Source organism: Paracoccus sp. T5 (genome assembly GCF_048538155.2).
In the GTDB taxonomy this organism is placed as follows: Bacteria; Pseudomonadota; Alphaproteobacteria; order Rhodobacterales; family Rhodobacteraceae; genus Paracoccus.
Window position 1 is genome coordinate 466,565 of sequence record NZ_CM135809.1, and the last position, 18,696, is coordinate 485,260.

The window sequence follows — 18,696 nt, forward strand, 5'->3', positions numbered from 1 at the left end:
GTCCCTCTTTCGGGCAGCAGACCCGGCTGCTAGCCTGTCGTCAAGAGGGAGCCCGAGATGACCGATTTCACCAAGACCCGCGCCGCGTTCGACCTGCCCCAGGGCATCACCTACCTGGACGGGAACTCCCTTGGGCCGATGCCCGCCACCGCGACCGGGCGCGTGGCCCGGATGATGGCCGACGAATGGTCGCAGATGCTGATCACCGGCTGGAACAAGGCCGGCTGGTATGTCCAGCCCCGGAAGGTCGGCGACCGGATCGCGCGGCTGATCGGCGCGGGCGCGGGCGAGGTCGTGATGGGCGACACGCTGTCGATCAAGGTCTTTCAGGCGCTGAGCGCCGCGCTGGCGCTGCGCCCCGACCGGCGGGTGATCCTGTCCGACAGCGGCAACTTTCCTTCGGATCTGTACGTGGCGCAGGGGCTGGCGCGGGCGATGGGCGCGACGCTGCGGGTGGTGGCCCCCGAGGAGGTCGAGGCGGCCATCGACGACAGCCTGGCCGTCCTGATGCTGACCGAAGTGGATTATCGCAGCGGCCGCCGGCACGACATGGCCGCCCTGACGGCGCGTGCCCATGCGGCAGGGGCGCTGGCGATCTGGGACCTCGCGCATTCGGCGGGCGCGGTGGACGTGAACCTGCAGGGCGCCGATGCCGATTTCGCGGTCGGCTGCACTTACAAGTACCTGAATGGCGGCCCCGGCGCGCCGGCCTTCATCTGGACCCATCCCCGCCATGCCGAGGCCGCCGAGCCGATCCTCCAGGGCTGGATGGGCCATGCCGCGCCCTTCGCCTTTGACCAGGACTACCGCCCCGCGCCGGGGATCGAGCGGATGCGGGTGGGCACCCCTCCGGTCATCGCGCTGACCGCGCTGGACGCCGCACTGGATGTCTGGGACGGGGTGTCGATGGTCGACCTCAGGGCGCGGTCGGTCGAGCTGACCGAGGCCTTCATCTCGGGCGTGGAGGTGAATTGCCCGGAGCTGGAGCTGGCATCGCCGCGCGACCCCGCGCGTCGCGGGTCGCAGGTAGGCTTTCGTCACCCGCAGGGCTATGCGGTGATGCAGGCGCTGATCGCGGCCGGGGTGATCGGCGATTTCCGCGCGCCCGACATCCTGCGATTCGGCTTTGCGCCGCTTTACAATGATCTGGACGACGTGGCGCGGGCGGTCGACGTGCTGGCCCGCGTGCTGCGCGACGGCAACTGGGATGATGAGGTTTTTCACCAGAAAGCCGCGGTGACCTGAGGGAACGGGGCTTTTCAATCCCGGCGAAACGGCAGACAGATGACGCATTCCGCGTTGTAGGGCTGTGTTCATGTTCAGGTTGTTCAGCGTCGCGCTTTTGTCATGTGGAGTGTCGGGCGCGGCCCTGGCGCAGCAGGGGGCGGCCCCGGACATCCGCGTGAGGATCGTCCGGGCCGAGATGCGGCCCCTGGCGCTGGACCTCCAGCTTTCGGGATCGATCGAGGCCCTGGACGGGCTGGAGCTGGGCTTTCGGCAGGGCGGGCGGGTGACCGAGGTCCTGGTGGAGGAGGGCGACCGCGTTGCCGCCGGCCAGTCCCTGGCGCGGCTGAGCGCGGTCCAGCAGGATCAGGCGCTGAACGTCGCGCAGGCGGGCCTGCAGGCCGCCCGCGCGGCCGAGGAACAGGCCCGTCAGGCCGGCGAACGCGCCGCCGCCCTGCTGGCGCGGGGCGTGGGCACGCGCGCGGCGGCCGATCAGGCCGAACAGGCGCTGTCGCAGGCGCAGGGCGCGCTGGAGCGGGCCGAGACCGCGGTCGACCAGGCCCGGCGCGCCGTCGAGGATACCGTGCTGCGCGCGCCCGAGGATGCCGTGGTCACCGCCAAGTCGCTGGCGCCCGGGCAGGTCGTGGCGGCGGCGCAGCCGGTCCTGTCGCTGGCCACGCTGAGCGGGCTGGAGGCGGTCTTTCAGGCGGCCGACGATCCGCTGCTGCGCGATCTGCCGGGCCGCGAGGTGACGCTGGAGACGCTGGATGTCATCCGCCCCAAAATGACCGGCACCGTGACCGAGGTGGCGCCGCTGGTCGATCCCGCCACCGGCACCGTCACCGTGCGCGCCCAGATCGAGCGGCTGGAGGACGAAACCGCGCTGCTGGGCGCCTCGGTCCGGGGTCACCTGAAGCTGGCCGTGGACCAGGGCGTCGTGGTGCCCTGGACCGCGCTGATGCGCCAGGGCGACGGCGCGGCGGTCTGGACGGTGGCCGATGACGGCAGCGTGGCGCTGACCCCCATCACGATCAGCCATTTCGGCGACGGGACGATCTATGTCTCCGAAGGGCTGGCCGACGGGCAGCGCGTGGTGGGCGACGGCTCTCAGCTGCTTTATCCGGGCCGCAGGGTGCAGGCCGCCGAGGAGGGCGCGCCATGAAGGTCGCCGTCCTCCTGATCACCCTGCTGGTGCCCCTGATGCTGGTGGGCGTCCCCGCCGCCGCCCTGTCCCTGCCCGAATGGCTGAAACTCGGCCTGCATGCCGAGGAAACCCAAGGCCCGCCCCGTCCGGTCGTCAGCATCATCGTCGAGGATCGCGGCGCCGATGCGCGCTGGATCCCGGGCGTCGTCTCGTCGCGCACGCAGGTGCAGCTGGGCTTTCAGGCGCTTGGACGGATGATCGCGCGTCCCGTCGACCTGGGCGACCAGGTCACCAAGGGCGAGGTGCTGGCGCAGCTGTCGACCGACGACCTGGCGGCCACGACCCGCGCCGCCCGCGCCGCCCTGGATGCGGCCGAGGTGCAGCAGCGGACCGCCCGCGCCACGCTGGAGCGGACCGAGGCCCTGGCGGAGCGCAACGTCGCCTCCAGCGCGCAGCTGGAACAGGCGCAGCAGGCCGCGATCTCGGCCGATGCTGCGGTCGAGCAGGCGCGTTCGCAGCTGCTGCAGGCCGAGGATGCCGAAGGCTTTGCCCGCATGATCGCCCCCTTCGACGGGGTGATCAGTGCCGTCTACGAGGCGCCGGGCGCGGTGGTGGGCGTGGGCGCGCCGGTGCTGCAGCTGTCGGCCGAGGATGCCCGCGAGGTGGTGATCGACCTGCCGGAGCAGGCCTTGGTCGGCATGGCGCCAGGGGCGTCCTTCAGCGTCTGGCACCGCAACGATCCGGGCGCCGAGGTGACCTCGGTCCTGGACCGGATCGATCCGATCGCCGACAGCGCGACCCGGACGCGGCGGCTGTACCTGACCCTGCCGCCCGACGCGCCCTTTCGGCTGGGCGCGCTGGTGCGGGCGCGGTTCGGCACGGCCGAGGCGCCGTCGCTGTCGCTGCCGGTCGAGGCGCTGATGACCGACGACCAGGGCAGCACGGTGTGGCGGGTGCGGCGTCAGGACGACCGCGCCCATGTCGAGCGCGTGCCCGTCACGGCCGCAGCCCCCTTCCGGGGCCGGGTCGCGATCACCGAGGGGCTGGAGGCGGGCGACGAGATCGTCATCCGCGGAGTGCAATCCCTGGCCGAGGGCCAGGCCGTCGGCCGGAGGCTGGAACCTTGACGCGATTCAACCTGTCCGACTGGGCGCTGCGGCATCGCAGCTTTGTGTGGTTCCTGCTGATCATCTCGATGATCGCGGGCACGATCAGCTATCAGAACCTGGGCCGCGAGGAGGACCCGGACTTTACCATCAAGACGATGATCATCGGCGCGGCCCTGCCGGGCGCCACCATCGACGAGACGCTGAAGCAGGTCACCAACCGCATCGAGACCAAGCTGGAGGAACTGGACGAGCTGGACTTCACCAAGTCGGTCACCATGCCCGGTCAGGCGGTCGTCTATGTGGAGCTGGAGCCCACCACGCGCGGCCCCGCCGTTCCCGAGATCTGGAAGCGCGTGCGCCAGATGATGGGCGACATCCGCTCCGAATTCCCGCAGGAATTCGCGGGCTTCCAGTTCAACGACAATTTCGGCGACGTTTATGGCAACATCTATGCCTTCACCGCCGACGGCTTTACCCCGCGCGAGCTGCGCGACCGGGTGGAGGCGGTCCGGGTGCAGGTCGCGGCCCTGGACGCCGCCGGCAAGACCGAGCTGCTGGGCGCGCAGGAGGAGGAGATCTTTCTGGAGTTCTCGGCCGCGCGGCTGGCGGCCCTTGGGCTGAACCAGGCGCAGGTCCTGGGCACGCTGGCCCAGCAGAACGCCATCGCCCCTTCGGGCGTGATCGAGGCCGGACCCGAGCGGGTGCTGGTCCGGGTGGGTGGGCAGTTCGACGACGCCAGCGCCATCGAGGCGGTCAACCTGCGGGTGGGCGAACGCTTCTTCAACCTGGGCGACGTGGCCAGCGTGACGCGCGGCTACAAGGACCCGCCCAGCTCTCTCTTCCGCTACAACGGCCAGCCCGCGATCGGCCTGCAGGTCGGGATGCGCAAGGGCGGCAACATCCTGGAGTTCGGCGAGGATCTGGACGCGCTGATGACGGGCATCGCCGCCGACCTGCCCATCGGCATCGAGATGGCCAAGTTCGCCGACCAGCCCCATGTGGTCGAGGATGCGGTGGGCCATTTCGTCAAGGCCCTGGCCGAGGCCGTGGCCATCGTGCTGGTGGTCAGCTTCATCAGCCTGGGCCTGCGGGCGGGGCTGGTCGTGACGCTGACGATCCCGCTGTGCCTGGCGATCACCTTCGTGATCCTGGACCTTTACGGCATCACGCTGCAGCGCATCTCGCTTGGTGCGCTGATCATCGCGCTTGGGCTGCTGGTCGACGACGCGATGATCGCCATCGAGACGATGATCTCGCGCCTTGAGATCGGCGAATCGCTGACCGACGCGGCCAGCTATGCCTGGACCTCGATTGCCTTCCCGATGCTGACCGGGACCTTGGTCACGGTCGCGGGCTTCATCCCCATCGGGCTGAACAGTTCGGCCGCGGGGGAATTCACCTTTTCGCTGTTCGTGGTGATCGCGGTGTCGCTGGTGATCTCGTGGATCGTCGCCGTTCTCTTTGCGCCGCTTCTGGGCGTGACCTTCCTGCCCGCCAGGATGAAGCACCACGCGGCGGGGCCCGGGCGGCTGCGGCGCGGCTTTCACGGCCTGCTGCGCGTCGCCATGCGCTTCAAGTGGCTCACCATCGCGGTGACGCTGGCAATCTTTGCCACCTCGGTCTGGGGCATGCGCTTTGTCGAGCAGCAGTTCTTCCCGACATCGGACCGGACCGAGGTTCTGGTCGATGTCACAGAACGCCAGAACGCCTCCATCATGCGCACCCGCGCCGACATGGACCGGCTGGAATCGGTGCTGGCGGGCAATGACGACGTGCTGTTCTGGACCTCCTATGTCGGCCGGGGGGCGCCGCGCTTCGTGCTGTCGATGGACGTGCCCACGGCGGGTCCGCATATGGGCCAGATCGTGATCCAGACCCCCGACCTTGCGGCCCGCGACCGGGTCAAGGCGCAGCTGAACCGGCTGGCGGTCGAGGAATTTCCGGGCGTGGACATCTACGTCAAGAACCTCGAGATCGGCCCCCCGGTGGGCAAGCCCGTCCAGTACCGGGTCAGCGCGCCCGATGCGGACGCGGCCCGCGATGCCGCGCGCGGTTTGGCGACGGTCATGGCCACCGAGCCCCGCCTGCGCGACATCGCGCTGGACTGGAACGAGCCCGCGCGCATGGTCCGCCTGATCGTTGACCAGGACCAGGCGCGCCAGCTGGGCGTGACCAGCGCCGACATCGCCAATGTCCTGTCGTCGCTGTTCAGCGGCGTGGGCGTCACGCAGCTGCGCGACGACATCTTCCTGATCGACGTGGTGGCGCGCGGCCAGGCGACCGACCGTCAGTCGCTGGACACGATCCGCAATCTGCAGCTGAACCTGGCCGACAGGCGCGCCGTGCCGCTCTCGGCCCTGGTGTCGCTCGATTACGGAACGGAACAGCCGCTGATCATGCAGCGAAACGGGCTGCCGACGGTGACGGTCAAGGCCGCCATCGCCACGGCCGACCAGCCGGCGACGCTGGTCACGGCGCTTGCCGGACAGATCGCCGAGTTCCAGGCCAGCCTGCCGCCTTCGGTCCGCATCGAGGTCGGCGGCACGGTCGAAAGCTCGGCCGACAGCCAGGCGCCCATTGCCGCCGTGGTGCCGGTCATGCTGCTGATCATGGCCCTGCTGGTCATGGCGCAGATGCAAAGCTTTCGCCTGTCGCTGATCGTCTTTGCCGCGGCTCCCTTGGGCCTGATCGGGGTGGTGGCGGTGCTGGTGCCCTTCGGCGTGCCGATGGGCTTTGTCGCCATCCTGGGGATCCTGGCGCTGATCGGCATCCTGATCCGCAATTCGGTCATCCTGGTCCACGAGATCCAGGAACTGCTGCACAAGGGGCGCAGCCAGTGGGACGCCGTGTTCGAAGCATCGGACAGCCGCGCCCGCCCGATCCTGCTGACGGCGGCGGCCGCCTCGCTGGCGCTGATCCCGATCTCGCGGCAGGTGTTCTGGGGCCCGATGGCCTATGCGATGATGGGCGGCATCATCGCGGGCACGCTGGTGACGCTGGTCTTCGTGCCCGCGCTCTATTGTGCCGTCTTTCGGGTCCGCCCGCCTGCCGCGACCTGACCGGCAGGGTCTCCGTTGTCCCAATACCCTCGCGGGGTCCGGAGGGCGAAGCGCCCCCGGCCGTCGCGGGACGCCAGCCGTGCCCCGGTCGGAACCGGGGCACGGGCGATGCTCATTCGGCCGCGCTGCGCTTGGGCAGGACCCAGCCGGGACGCGGGAAGTGGCAGGTATAGCCGTTGGGGATGCGCTCCAGGTAATCCTGGTGCTCCGGCTCGGCCTGCCAGAAGTCGCCGACCGGCTCCACCTCGGTCACGACGCGCCCGGGCCAGATGCCCGAGGCGTCCACATCCGCGATCGTGTCCAGCGCCACCTGCTTTTGCGTCTCGTCGACAAAATAGATGGCCGAGCGATAGCCCGGTCCGATGTCGTTGCCCTGGCGGTTGGGGGTCGTGGGGTCATGGATCTGGAAGAAGAACTCCAGCAACCGGCGATAGGTGATCAGGTCGGGGTCGAAGATGATCTCGATGCCCTCGGCATGGCTGCCGTGGTTGCGATAAGTCGCGTGGGGGACGTCACCGCCGGTATAGCCCACGCGGGTCGAGATCACCCCGGGCAGGCGCCGGATCAGGTCCTGCATCCCCCAGAAACAGCCGCCGGCCAGAACTGCGCGCTCAGCCATGGGACACCTCCTCGACCTGGGCCAGATAGTCGCCGTAACCCTCGGCCTCCATGCGGTCCCTGGGGACGAAACGCAGCGCGGCCGAATTGATGCAATAGCGCAGACCGCCCTGGTCGCGCGGCCCGTCGGGGAAGACATGGCCCAGGTGGCTGTCGCCGTGCCTGGACCGCACCTCGACCCGGACCATGCCGTGGCTGACATCGCGATGCTCGGTCACGTTGCCTTCGACGGGCTTGGTGAAGGCGGGCCAGCCGCAGCCGGAATTGTACTTGGTGCTGCTGACGAACAGCGGCTCTCCGGAGACGACATCGACATAGAGGCCGGCCTCGAAATGGTGGTCGTATTCGCCGGTGAAGGCGCGTTCGGTGCCGCTCTCCTGCGTGACGCGATATTGTTCGGGCGTCAGGCGCGCGACGGCGTCGGGGGTCTTTTGATAGGCCAATCTGTCCTCCTGGAAAGGGGTGGCGTTCGATCCCCTATATGGGAACGCCACCGCCGTTTCGCAAAGGTCACATGGCCGCAACCGCCGCCTTGGCCGCAGCATATTCCGCCGCCAGACGGTCGATGCGCACCGCTGCCGGCTCCACCGCCTTGACCGCGCCGATGCCCTGGCCCGCGCCCCAGATGGTGCTCCAGGCCTTGGGCTTGGACGAGCCTTGGGCGAAGTTCATGGAGGAGGCATCCGCCCCGGCCAGGTTGTCGGGGTCCAGCCCCGCATTGCGGATCGAGGGCGCCAGGTAGTTCCCCGACACGCCGGTGAACAGCGACGAGGTGACGATGTCCATCGCCCCTGCTTCCACGATCATCCGCTTATAGGCTTCATCGGCATTCGCCTCTTCGGTGGCGATAAAGGGGCTGCCGATATAGGCCAGGTCGGCGCCCATCACCCGGGCCGCCAGCACCGCACGCCCCGTGGCAATGGCCCCCGACAGCAGCAGCGGCCCGTCGAACCATTCTCGGATTTCCTGGATCAGGGCAAAGGGCGATTGCGGCCCGGCATGGCCGCCCGCACCCGCGGCCACCGCGATCAGCCCGTCTGCGCCCTTTTCGATGGCCTTCTTCGCGAAGCTGTTGTTGATCACGTCATGCAGCGCGATGCCGCCGCAATCATGGGCGGCCTGGTTCACCTCGACCCGCGCGCCAAGCGAGGTGATCCAGATCGGCACCTTGTGGCGGTGGCAGATCTCGATGTCGCGCTCCAGCCGGGCATTGCTGCGATGGACGATCTGGTTGACGGCAAAGGGGGCGGCGGGACGGTCGGGGTTGGCCTGGTTGTGGCGGTCCAGCTCCTCCGTGATGCGGGTCAGCCAGGTTTCCAGCAGCGCGGGCCCGCCCTCCTTTTCGCGCGCGTTCAGCGCCGGAAAGCTGCCGACGATGCCCGCCTTGCACTGCGCGATGACCAGGTCCGGCCCCGAGACGATGAACATCGGCGAGGCGACGACGGGGATGCGCAGGTTCTGCAGGATCGGTGGCAGCATGGAGGTCCTCCCTTGGATTTCCGCCACGATGCCGCGCCCCCCGGCAGGGGGCAAGGCGTGACGCGGCGGCGCAGCGTGGCGGGCCGCCGGCCCCGAAGGCGTGGCGTGGCGGAACGCCTGAACGGGGCATTGGACCTGCCGGCAGCCGCACCGAGGCAGGTTCCACGAGGCGTGATCACTGCAGAACATCCCCCTGCCATGTCGGAAGAAAGGGCTACCCATGTACAGGCCGTTGCGGGACGCCATCCATGCCCGGCAGGCCAGCCAGCCGGGCCTCGCCATTTGCAAGCAGGTTCAGCCGGTTCGAGGCAGGAGGGGGATAGGCGGCAGGGACTGACCATCCAGATGGAGAAAGGCCCCGGATCGCTCCGGGGCCTTTCAGGGGTCAGTGGATCGGTGCGTCGGGCCGGGGCCCTTCGCCGATGGCGCCAAGCCGGGGGCCGGCGCGGCCGACGCGGTTGCCGACGATCAGCCCGTCGGGGCCCGCATCGACATGGACGCTGGAGCCGTCCATCACCTCGCCCGACAGCAGCAGTTCCGCCAGCGGGTCCTGCAGCGCGCGCTGGATCACCCGCTTCAGCGGCCGCGCGCCGAAGACCGGGTCATAGCCCTGGTCGGCCAGCCAGCGGCGGGCGTCGGGTTCCAGGTCCAGCGCGATCTTGCGTGCCGCCAGCCGTTTCTCCAGCCGCTGCAGCTGGATCTGCACGATGCCGTCCATGTTCGACCGCGACAGGCGGCGGAAGATAATGATCTCGTCCAGGCGGTTCAGGAATTCGGGGCGGAAATGACCCCGCACCGCCTCCATCACCTGATGGCGGGCATCGGACGCATCGGCCTCCTCGGGCAGGTGCGACAGGGCCTGCGACCCGAGGTTCGAGGTCAGGATGATCAGCGTCTGCTTGAAGTCCACCGTCCGGCCCTGGCCATCGGTCAGCACGCCGTCGTCCAGCACCTGCAAGAGCACGTTGAAGACGTCGGGATGCGCCTTTTCGACCTCGTCGAACAGGATCACCTGGTAAGGACGGCGCCGCACGGCCTCGGTCAGGACGCCGCCCTCGTCATAGCCGACATAGCCCGGAGGCGCGCCGATCAGCCGGGCCACGGAATGCTTCTCCATGAACTCGGACATGTCGATGCGGACCATCGCGCTGTCATCGTCGAACATGTATTCGGCCAGGGCCTTGGTCAGTTCGGTCTTGCCGACGCCGGTGGGCCCCAGGAACAGGAAGCTGCCAAGCGGCCGGTTCTCGTCGTTCAGGCCGGCGCGGGCGCGGCGGACGGCGTTGCTGACGGCGGTTACGGCCTCGGCCTGGCCGATGACGCGGCGGCCGATCTGCTCCTCCATCTTCAACAGCTTGTCCCGCTCGCCCTCCAGCATCTTGCTGGTGGGGATGCCGGTCCAGCGCTCGACCACCTCGGCGATCTGCTCGGGGCGGACGGCCTCCTCGACCATCAGCCCGTCGACGCCGCCCGATTCCGCCTCGGACAACTGCTTTTCCAGGCCGGGGATGATGCCATAGGACAGCTCCCCCGCCCGCGCCAGGTTGCCCTCGCGCTTGGCTTGGTCCAGCTCGGCCCGTGCCCGGTCCAGCTGTTCCTTGAGATCGCGCGAGCCCTGCAGCTTGTCGCGCTCCGCCTGCCAGCGGGCAGTCATCTCGGCACTGCGCTGCTGCAGGTCCGACAGGTCCTTTTCAAGCCGCTCCAGCCGGTCCCTGGAGGCCGCGTCGTCCTCCTTCTTCAGCGCCTCGGCCTCGATCTGCAGCTGCAGGATCTGGCGATCCAGCTGGTCCAGCTCCTCAGGCTTGCTGTCGACCTCCATCCGCAGGCGCGAGGCGGCCTCGTCCATCAGGTCGATGGCCTTGTCGGGCAGGAAGCGGTCGGTGATGTAGCGGTGCGACAACTGCGCGGCCGCGACCAGCGCTGCGTCGCTGATCCGCACGCCGTGGTGCAATTCGTATTTTTCCTTGATGCCGCGCAGGATGCTGATCGTGTCCTCGACCGTCGGCTCCTCGACCATCACGGGCTGGAACCGCCGGGCCAGGGCCGCGTCCTTTTCAATGTACTTGCGGTATTCGTCCAGGGTCGTCGCGCCGATGCAGTGCAGCTCTCCACGCGCCAGGGCGGGCTTGATCAGGTTCGCGGCATCCATCGCGCCGTCGGACTTGCCCGCGCCGACCAGCGTGTGCATCTCGTCGATGAACAGGATGATCTCGCCCGAGGCGGTCTCGATCTCCTTCAGGATCGACTTCAGGCGCTCCTCGAATTCGCCGCGATATTTGGCGCCGGCGATCAGCGCGCCCATGTCCAGCGCCATCAGCCGCTTGTCGCGCAGGCTTTCCGGCACGTCGCCGTCGATGATGCGCAGGGCCAGCCCCTCGGCGATGGCGGTCTTGCCGACGCCGGGTTCGCCGATCAGCACGGGGTTGTTCTTGGTGCGCCGCGACAGGACCTGCATGGCGCGGCGGATCTCCTCGTCGCGGCCGATGATCGGGTCGATCTTGCCCTCGCGCGCCGCCGCCGTCAGGTCGCGGGCGTATTTCTCCAGCGCCTCATAGCTGTCCTCGGCGCTGGCCGTGTCGGCGGTGCGGCCCTTGCGGATATCGTTGATCGCGGCGTTCAGCGCCTGCGCATTGACGGAGCCCGCCGCCAGCGCATCGCGGGCATTGGTGTTGACCATGGCCAGCGCCATCAGCACGCGTTCGGCGGGAACAAAGCTGTCGCCGGCCTTCTTGGCAACCGTCTCGGCCTCGTCCAGGACGCGGACTAGGCTGGGATCGACATAGACCTGGCCGCTGCCGCCCGACACCTTGGGCAGCTTGGCCACGGCCTGGTCGACCGCCTCGCGCACCCGGTTCGCATCGCCGCCCGAGCGGGTGATCAGGTTGGACGCCAGGCCCTGGTCGTCATCCATCAATGCCTTCAGCAGGTGTTCGGGCATGACGCGTTGCTGATTTTCGCGAATCGCGATGGTCTGTGCAGCCTGCAGGAAGCCGCGCGACCGTTCCGTGAACTTTTCCATGTTCATCGGCACTTCTCCTCTGGTTAAGCCCCCGTGCTGGCGGCGCCCTGTTGCGGCACGCCCCGATCCGGGTCTGATACCCCAGATTTGGGTGTTCCCGCGGCGCTTTCAAGCGCCTTTCGCCTGTGCCATAAGGCCCCGATTTCGCAGGAACAGGGAACCCCAGGATGGATGACCGGCTGATCGTGGCGCTGGACGTGCCGAACGCGCTTGCAGGACTGGATCTGGCGGAAAAGCTGGGCGACGCGGTGGGCTTCTACAAGATCGGGCTGGGGATGCTGACCGGCGGCGGCCTGGCCCTGGCGGTGGAGCTGAAGCAGGACCACGGCAAGCGCATCTTCCTGGACATGAAGCTGTTCGACATCGGCGCGACGGTCGAGGCAGCCGTGCGCGGGCTGGCGCAGTTCGACCTGGATTTCCTGACGGTGCATGGCGATCCGCATGTGATCCGTGCCGCCAAGGAGGGGGCGGCTGGGTCGAACCTCAAGATCCTGGGCGTGACCATCCTGACTTCGCTGGAGCGGGCCGACCTAGATGCCGGGATGATCCGCGCGGGCGACCTGCACGAGATCACCGTGGAGCGCGCCGCCCGCGCCTTCGAGGCCGGGGCGGATGGCATCATCTGTTCCCCGCGCGAGGCCGCCGACATCCGCGCCCTGCCGGGATCGCGGCTGATCGTGACGCCGGGCGTGCGGCCCACGGGCGCGGCGCTTGGCGACCAGAAGCGGGTGGAAACCCCGGCCAGCGCCATCGCGGCGGGCGTGGACCATATCGTCGTGGGGCGCCCGGTCTGGCAGGCCGTGGATCCCCGCGCCGCCGCGCAGGCGATCCTGTCCGAGATCGCGGCCGCCTAGGGCAGCGCCCTGATCCATCGGCAGAAATGCGGGACGGCGCGGGGATGGGCCAGGTAATCGGCCACTTCCATCATCCGCCATTCCTGCCCCTCGTCGCCAAAGCGGATGGCGGCGATCTCGGCCACGGTCAGCTGTCCGGTGAACAGCCAGGACACCATCCCCGGCGCCGCGTAGGAGGGGAAGAGATGGCCCGTCAGGCGCGTGGGCGGCAGGTCCAGCCCGAATTCCTCGACCAGTTCCCGGCGGGCGCAATCAACAGGCGTCTCCTCTCCTTCGCGGCCGCCGCCGGGCAGGTCCCAGTGGTCCGGGAAGGGCAGGCCCGGCCGGTCGTCGCGCCGATAGGTCAGCATCCGGCTGCCGTGGGTCAGAAACAGCTTGGCGCCGTAAAAGGCCCTGTCGTCATGCAAAGCCCGGCACCTCGACGCTAACGATCACGGTCCTGCGGGCGGCGCGGGCCTGCGATGCGGTGCAGCACCAGCCAGATCACCGCCGCCAGCGCCGCCGTGGCCAGCAGCGTCAGCGGCAGGCCGGCCGTCCAAAGGCCCGACAGCAGCAGGACGGCCATGACGCCCGCCGCGCCGGCCAAGCCCATGAACAGCCATCCCGGCAGCAGCAGCTCGACCGCCGCCAGAACCAGGGCGGCCGCCAGCCACAGCCAGCCGTTCATCGCGGAAAGCACGGTCATGCGACCCTATTCCGCGGCGATGCGGCCGGCCTGGGCGCCGCCGAGGCCGGCCAGCCGCTGGATCACCCGCCCGATTCGCGCGGCAAAGAGGTCGAAGTCGGGGCGCGGGGTGATCGTCGCCTCCTCCATATAGAGCGAGCGGTCGATCTCCAGCTGGACGACATGGACATTCTGCGCCGGCCGGCCATAGGCCGCGCAGATATAGGCCCCTGAAAAGGGCGAGTTGCGGCGGATGCGCCAGCCCTCGGCCTCGACCGCCGCGCAGACCGCGTCGGAGACCCGCGCGGCCGAGGACAGCCCGTGCCGGTTGCCCAGCACCATCTCTGGCCGGATCCCCTGCAGATGGGCCAGCGCGTCCTGCGGCATCGAATGCATGTCGATCAGGATCGCCTGGCCAAAGCGGGCGCGTGCCTCGGCGATCAGGCCCGACAGCGCCTGGTGATAGGGCCGCCAGCAGCTTTCGATCCGGCGCTCGGCCTCGGTGCGCTCGATCTGGCGGTCGTGGATCACCCGGCCCTGCGATACGACGCGGGGAATCACCCCCAACCCGGCCAGGGTGCGCTGGTTCAGCGGATGGCGCGGCACGCCGCGCACGACCAGCGGGTCGATCTCGTCCACGCCGCGGTTCAGGTCCACGATGCAGCGCGGCACCCGCGCCGACAGGGTGACCGCCCCATGCGCCACGGCCGGCGCGATCAGCCGGTCGACAAAGGCATCCTCGGACGAGCGCAAGAGCTGCACGGGCAGGCGGGTTTCGCGCAGGAACCAGTCGGGATAATCGCAGCCGGAATGGGGCGACGCGAAAATCACCCCGCTGAGCCAGCTGTCGGGACGGGTCAGGACGTAGGGCAGTTCAGTCCGGGACAATTGCAGACCTCGGCTTATGCGTCATGACATATAAACCTGAAAAATCTGCTGCCGATAGGCCTTGAATCCCCCAAGGACCCCCGTTATAGACACGCGGACCGAGGGGGTTCGGAAGGGTTTTCGCAAGGAAACACGACGGAATCACCGAAGGACGGGCGGTTAGCTCAGCGGTAGAGCACTACGTTGACATCGTAGTGGCCACTGGTTCGATCCCAGTACCGCCCACCATTATTTCGCCGCCCCCGGCCAGTGTCGGGGGCATTTCGTTTTCCTGGCGGCTGCGATGCGCCGCGACGATGGAGAAGACCGATGAAGGTTCGCAACTCGCTCCGCTCGCTCAAGAGCCGGCACCGCGACTGCCAGGTCGTGCGCCGCAAGGGCCGCATTTACGTGATCAACAAGACCAACCGCCGCTTCAAGGCCCGCCAGGGCTGATCGGCAGGTCCTGGCCGGGAACCCGGCAGGTCACTGGAAACGACGAGAACACCCGCCCCGCAAGGCGGGTTTTTTCATGCCCGCGGGATCGCGAAGCCCAGTTCGGCAGTTGAGTTAAGGTTTTATTAAGTTTGGCGTTCGCCCGGACCGGCCCCTGTCGTATCTTTTGCGGGGCGGCGCTTGGCCGACCATGAATGGGGACGGGCAGATGCTGTTTTTCGGTGGCCTTCTGGGCCTGGTCATGGCGGGGCTGATGGTGGACCTAACCTCGCTGTCCTCACCGCGCGAGGAGGAGCCCGAGGACGAGGCCGAGCCCGAGGCCCTCGATGAGCGGAACCCGGGTGAGCGGAACGAAGAACTGCTGCCGCCGACCCTGCCGGACCTGGTCCCCCCCAATTCGCTGGATGAGGGGCCTGCTTCTGTGATCGAGGGAACCGACGAGCCGGACGAGGTGATGGGCACGCCGGGTGATGACCTGATCCGCGGCCATGCCGGTGACGATGAGCTGCGCGGCGGCCAGGGTCATGACACGATCGAGGCCGGCGACGGCAATGACTGGGTCCAAGGCGACGGCGATTACGGTCCGGGCGGCAACGACGTCATCCGGGGTGGCACGGGCGATGACCTGCTGGCGGGGCAGGGCGGGGACGACCTGCTTTACGGCGACGCGGGCGACGACACGCTGATGGGCGGCGAGGGCGACGACACGCTGTTCGGCGGACCCGGCAACGACGTTCTGTCGGGGCATGACGGCAATGACATCCTGATCTCGACCGAGGGATCGGACGACCTGGACGGCGGGCGGGGGGATGACGTCCTGATCGGCCATGACGGACCCGAGACGGTCTGGATGAACGGTGGCGAGGGCAATGACACGCTCATGCCCGGCGCCCATGACTTCGCCTCTGGGAACGAAGGCCAGGACAGTTTCGTGCTGCGGGATATTCCTGAGGGATTTCCAACGATCGCCGATTTTGATTCCCGCGAGGACCAGATCACCCTGCACCTGGACGCCGTGGTCGCACGCGACGCGCAGCTGAGCCTGCGCGAGGACGAGGACGGCACCTTCCTGCTGGAGGTGAACGGGCACTCGGTCGGGCGTCTGCTGCAGCATGGCGGGCTGAAGGTCGAGGATGTGCGCATCGTCGCCATCGAGTAAGGGTACTGCCAGTCGGGGCTTTTCTTTCGCCCGCGTTTCGCCTATAGGCGCGCATCCGCAGGGCCGTTGGGCCGGGCGGTGCTCCATGGGCCTGTGCTGGACGACATCCCGGCCTGCGCCATAACCCTTCATCCGAAAGGAGATCCCGATGTCGATCACCGTTGAAGAAAAAGCCCGCGTCATCAAGGAATTCGGCACAAAGGAAGGCGACACCGGCTCGCCGGAAGTGCAGATCGCGATCCTGACCTCGCGCATCACCACCCTGACCGAGCACTTCAAGTCGCACAAGAAGGACAACCACTCGCGCCGTGGTCTGCTGATGATGGTCGCGCAGCGCCGCAAGCTGCTGGACTATCTGAAGAAGAAGGAAGAGGCCCGCTATACCTCCCTGATCGGCAAGCTGGGCATCCGTCGCTGATCCGACGCGTCCTGAATGTTTCCGAAGCGCCCGTGGCCCCTGCCGCGGGCGTTTTGCATTCTATGTTGCCTGTTGTGTCGGGCCATGTCGGACAATGGGCGGGGCCGGGCACGGGCCTGCGATGCCGAGGGTTTCGGCGGGCACGGAGGGTGCACCGTCGATGCACCGGGCGGGCACAGCGCGTACACGGCTTGCGGAGCCGCCGTTGACCCGTCGTCCAGCTTTGGCGCGGGCCGGGCGGGTGCCGCGGTCCCACTTCCCTAGGACGCGATTTTCCTGTATCTGCCGTCCATCTGCGACGTGAGGTCCGGCCCCGGGGCACATGCAAAGGATAGGGGCGGCGGCAATGGGGCCGCCATATGACATGGGAGAGCCGGAGGGCCGGTTCACCCTTTGAGGAAATCAGATGTTTCATGAAGTGAAGAAATCGATCCAGTGGGGCCAGGAAACGCTCACGCTGGAAACGGGCAAGGTTGCCCGTCAGGCCGACGGCAGCGTCATCGCCACCCTGGGCGAGACCAGCGTCATGGCCAACGTCACCTTCGCGAAGGAACCCAAGCCGGGGCAGGACTTCTTCCCCCTGACGGTTCACTACCAGGAAAAATACTACGCAGCCGGCAAGGTGCCTGGCGGCTTCTTCAAGCGCGAGGCGCGCCCGTCGGAAAAGGAGACGCTGACCGCGCGCCTGATCGACCGGCCGATCCGCCCGCTGTTCGCCCCCGGCTTCAAGCATGAAGTGCTGGTCATGTGCACCGTGCTGAGCCATGACCTGGTCAACGATCCCGACATGGTCGCGATGATCGCCGCCTCGGCCGCGCTGACCATCTCGGGCGTGCCGTTCATGGGCCCGATCGGCGCCGCGCGCGTCGGCTTTGCCAATGGCGACTATGTGCTGAACCCGGAAGTTCAGGACATGGACCACCTGCGCAACAATCCCGAACAGCGCCTGGATCTGGTCGTCGCCGGCACCAAGGACGCCGTGATGATGGTCGAATCGGAAGCCTATGAGCTGACCGAGGAGGAAATGCTGGGCGCGGTGAAGTTCGGCCACGAGGCGATGCAGCCCGTGATCGACCTGATCATCGATCTGGCCGAGGACGCCGCCAAGGAGCCCTTCGACTTCCGTTCGCCCGACTACAGCGAGCTTTACGCCAAGGTGAAGGCCGCCGGCGAGACCGACATGCGCGCCGCCTATGCGATCCGCGACAAGTCCGACCGCCAGGACGCCATCGCCGCCGCCAAGTCCAAGGTCAAGGAAAGCCTGTCCGAAGAGGATCTGGCCAACCCGAACCTGGGTTCGGCGCTGAAGAAGCTGGAATCGGGCATCCTGCGCGGTGACATCATCAGCGGCGGCGCCCGCATCGACGGCCGCGACACCAAGACGGTGCGGTCGATTGTCAGCGAAGTCGGCATCCTGCCGCGCACGCACGGTTCGGCCCTGTTCACGCGCGGCGAGACGCAGGCGCTGGTCGTGACCACGCTGGGCACCGGCGACGACGAGCAGATCATCGACGCGCTGCACGGCAACAGCCGCTCGAACTTCCTGCTGCACTACAACTTCCCGCCGTATTCGGTCGGCGAGGTTGGCCGCGTGGGTTCGCCCGGCCGCCGCGAGATCGGCCATGGCAAGCTGGCCTGGCGCGCGCTGCAGGCGGTTCTGCCGGCGGCGACGGACTTCCCCTACACCATCCGCGTCGTGTCCGAGATCACCGAATCGAACGGCTCGTCCTCGATGGCGTCGGTCTGCGGCGGGTCGCTGTCGATGATGGATGCGGGCGTGCCGCTGAAGGCACCGGTCGCAGGCGTTGCGATGGGCCTGATCCTGGAAGACGACGGCCGCTTTGCCGTGCTGACCGACATCCTGGGTGACGAAGACCACCTGGGCGACATGGACTTCAAGGTGGCGGGGACCGAGAACGGGATCACGTCGCTGCAGATGGACATCAAGGTCCAGGGCATCACGCCCGCGATCATGGAGCAGGCCCTGGCGCAGGCCAAGGACGGCCGGATGCACATCCTGGCGGAAATGGGCAATGCCCTGACCGAAGGTCGCCGCGAGTTCAGCGCCCATGCCCCGCGCATCGAGACGATGCAGATCCCGACCGACAAGATCCGCGAAGTGATCGGTTCGGGCGGCAAGGTCATCCGCGAGATCGTCGAGGTTTCGGGTGCCAAGGTCGACATCAACGATGACGGTGTCATCAAGATCGCCTCGGCCAATGCCGATTCGATCAAGAAGGCCTATGACCTGATCTATTCGATCGTGGCCGAACCGGAAGAGGGCAAGGTCTATACCGGCAAGGTCGTGAAGCTGGTCGATTTCGGCGCCTTCGTGAACTTCTTCGGCAAGCGCGACGGCCTGGTGCACGTGTCCCAGATCGCCAACCGCCGCCTGGGTCATCCGAACGAGATCCTGAAGGAGGGCCAGGAGGTCAAGGTCAAGCTGCTGGGCTTCGACGACCGTGGCAAGGTCCGCCTGGGCATGAAGATGGTCGACCAGGAGACCGGTGCCGAGATCGAGGAAAAGCAGGAACAGTCGGCCGAGTGATCGCCCCGACCTGACCGCAGAGTGACCGCAGAGAAAGCCCCGCCCCCGCGCGGGGCTTTTTCATGCGCAGGCGTGTGA

General features: G+C 67.9%; 16 protein-coding genes and 1 tRNA gene. 10 read left to right on the forward strand and 7 right to left on the reverse strand.

What is annotated here, in order from left to right:
* The first annotated feature begins 57 nt into the window (after positions 1-57).
* The 4 genes from kynU (at position 58) to ACNR9W_RS02370 (ending at position 6,536) form a co-directional block, all read left to right on the forward strand.
* Positions 58-1,245 carry a kynureninase gene (kynU, locus tag ACNR9W_RS02355; RefSeq protein ID WP_419269245.1) on the forward strand — a complete coding sequence of 396 codons (1,188 nt, stop codon included), beginning with the start codon at positions 58-60 and terminating at the stop codon, positions 1,243-1,245.
* Positions 1,246-1,315: 70 nt separating this feature from the next.
* A complete protein-coding gene (locus ACNR9W_RS02360) occupies positions 1,316-2,386 on the forward strand; it encodes an efflux RND transporter periplasmic adaptor subunit (RefSeq protein WP_419269243.1) in 1,071 nt (356 codons plus the stop codon).
* Positions 2,383-3,495, forward strand: coding sequence for an efflux RND transporter periplasmic adaptor subunit (locus ACNR9W_RS02365; RefSeq protein ID WP_419269242.1), 1,113 nt, complete (start codon positions 2,383-2,385; stop codon positions 3,493-3,495). Before ACNR9W_RS02360 ends, ACNR9W_RS02365 begins: the two co-directional genes overlap by 4 nt.
* Positions 3,492-6,536, forward strand: a complete 3,045-nt coding sequence (locus ACNR9W_RS02370; RefSeq protein WP_419269241.1) for an efflux RND transporter permease subunit — start codon at positions 3,492-3,494, stop codon at positions 6,534-6,536. Before ACNR9W_RS02365 ends, ACNR9W_RS02370 begins: the two co-directional genes overlap by 4 nt.
* 112 nt (positions 6,537-6,648) lie before the next feature.
* Here ACNR9W_RS02370 and msrA read toward each other — a convergent pair whose 3' ends face one another.
* The 4 genes from msrA to clpB all read right to left on the reverse strand — a co-directional run bounded on the left by msrA (position 6,649) and on the right by clpB (position 11,658).
* Positions 6,649-7,155 carry a peptide-methionine (S)-S-oxide reductase MsrA gene (gene msrA / locus ACNR9W_RS02375; RefSeq protein WP_419269240.1) on the reverse strand — a complete coding sequence of 169 codons (507 nt, stop codon included), beginning with the start codon at positions 7,153-7,155 and terminating at the stop codon, positions 6,649-6,651.
* Positions 7,148-7,597 carry a peptide-methionine (R)-S-oxide reductase MsrB gene (gene msrB / locus ACNR9W_RS02380; protein WP_419269239.1) on the reverse strand — a complete coding sequence of 150 codons (450 nt, stop codon included), beginning with the start codon at positions 7,595-7,597 and terminating at the stop codon, positions 7,148-7,150. Before msrB ends, msrA begins: the two co-directional genes overlap by 8 nt.
* Positions 7,598-7,664: 67 nt before the next feature.
* Complete coding sequence (locus ACNR9W_RS02385) at positions 7,665-8,633, reverse strand: NAD(P)H-dependent flavin oxidoreductase (protein ID WP_419269238.1); 969 nt, start codon at positions 8,631-8,633, stop codon at positions 7,665-7,667.
* A 385-nt stretch (positions 8,634-9,018) separates the two neighbouring features.
* On the reverse strand, positions 9,019-11,658 hold the full coding sequence (gene clpB / locus ACNR9W_RS02390; RefSeq protein WP_419269237.1) for an ATP-dependent chaperone ClpB: 2,640 nt from the start codon (positions 11,656-11,658) through the stop codon (positions 9,019-9,021).
* A 161-nt stretch (positions 11,659-11,819) separates the two neighbouring features.
* Between clpB and pyrF the strand changes: the two genes are divergently transcribed.
* Positions 11,820-12,506: an orotidine-5'-phosphate decarboxylase gene (gene pyrF, locus ACNR9W_RS02395; protein WP_419269235.1), complete on the forward strand. Its 687-nt coding sequence runs from the start codon at positions 11,820-11,822 to the stop codon at positions 12,504-12,506.
* Here the strand turns inward: pyrF and ACNR9W_RS02400 are convergent.
* The 3 genes from ACNR9W_RS02400 to ACNR9W_RS02410 are packed head-to-tail and all read right to left on the reverse strand — an operon-like array spanning position 12,503 to position 14,058.
* Positions 12,503-12,913 (reverse strand): NUDIX hydrolase, encoded by a 411-nt coding sequence (locus ACNR9W_RS02400; RefSeq protein WP_419269234.1) that lies wholly within the window; start codon positions 12,911-12,913, stop codon positions 12,503-12,505. The genes pyrF and ACNR9W_RS02400 overlap by 4 nt on opposite strands.
* A 17-nt stretch (positions 12,914-12,930) precedes the next feature.
* On the reverse strand, positions 12,931-13,191 hold the full coding sequence (locus ACNR9W_RS02405) for a hypothetical protein (RefSeq protein WP_419269233.1): 261 nt from the start codon (positions 13,189-13,191) through the stop codon (positions 12,931-12,933).
* A 6-nt stretch (positions 13,192-13,197) separates the two neighbouring features.
* Positions 13,198-14,058: an N-formylglutamate amidohydrolase gene (locus ACNR9W_RS02410; RefSeq protein WP_419269232.1), complete on the reverse strand. Its 861-nt coding sequence runs from the start codon at positions 14,056-14,058 to the stop codon at positions 13,198-13,200.
* A gap of 153 nt (positions 14,059-14,211) precedes the next feature.
* On the opposite strand from ACNR9W_RS02410, the gene ACNR9W_RS02415 reads away from it, so the two are divergent.
* The 5 genes from ACNR9W_RS02415 (at position 14,212) to pnp (ending at position 18,618) form a co-directional block, all read left to right on the forward strand.
* A tRNA-Val gene (locus ACNR9W_RS02415) sits at positions 14,212-14,286 on the forward strand.
* 81 nt (positions 14,287-14,367) lie between these two features.
* A complete protein-coding gene (gene ykgO, locus ACNR9W_RS02420; RefSeq protein WP_042245282.1) occupies positions 14,368-14,493 on the forward strand; it encodes a type B 50S ribosomal protein L36 in 126 nt (41 codons plus the stop codon).
* Positions 14,494-14,701: 208 nt separating this feature from the next.
* Positions 14,702-15,652, forward strand: a complete 951-nt coding sequence (locus ACNR9W_RS02425) for a calcium-binding protein (protein WP_419269230.1) — start codon at positions 14,702-14,704, stop codon at positions 15,650-15,652.
* 148 nt (positions 15,653-15,800) lie between these two features.
* Positions 15,801-16,070: a 30S ribosomal protein S15 gene (gene rpsO, locus ACNR9W_RS02430; RefSeq protein WP_111297725.1), complete on the forward strand. Its 270-nt coding sequence runs from the start codon at positions 15,801-15,803 to the stop codon at positions 16,068-16,070.
* 406 nt (positions 16,071-16,476) lie between these two features.
* Positions 16,477-18,618: a polyribonucleotide nucleotidyltransferase gene (gene pnp, locus ACNR9W_RS02435; RefSeq protein ID WP_419269229.1), complete on the forward strand. Its 2,142-nt coding sequence runs from the start codon at positions 16,477-16,479 to the stop codon at positions 18,616-18,618.
* The last annotated feature ends 78 nt before the right edge of the window (positions 18,619-18,696 follow it).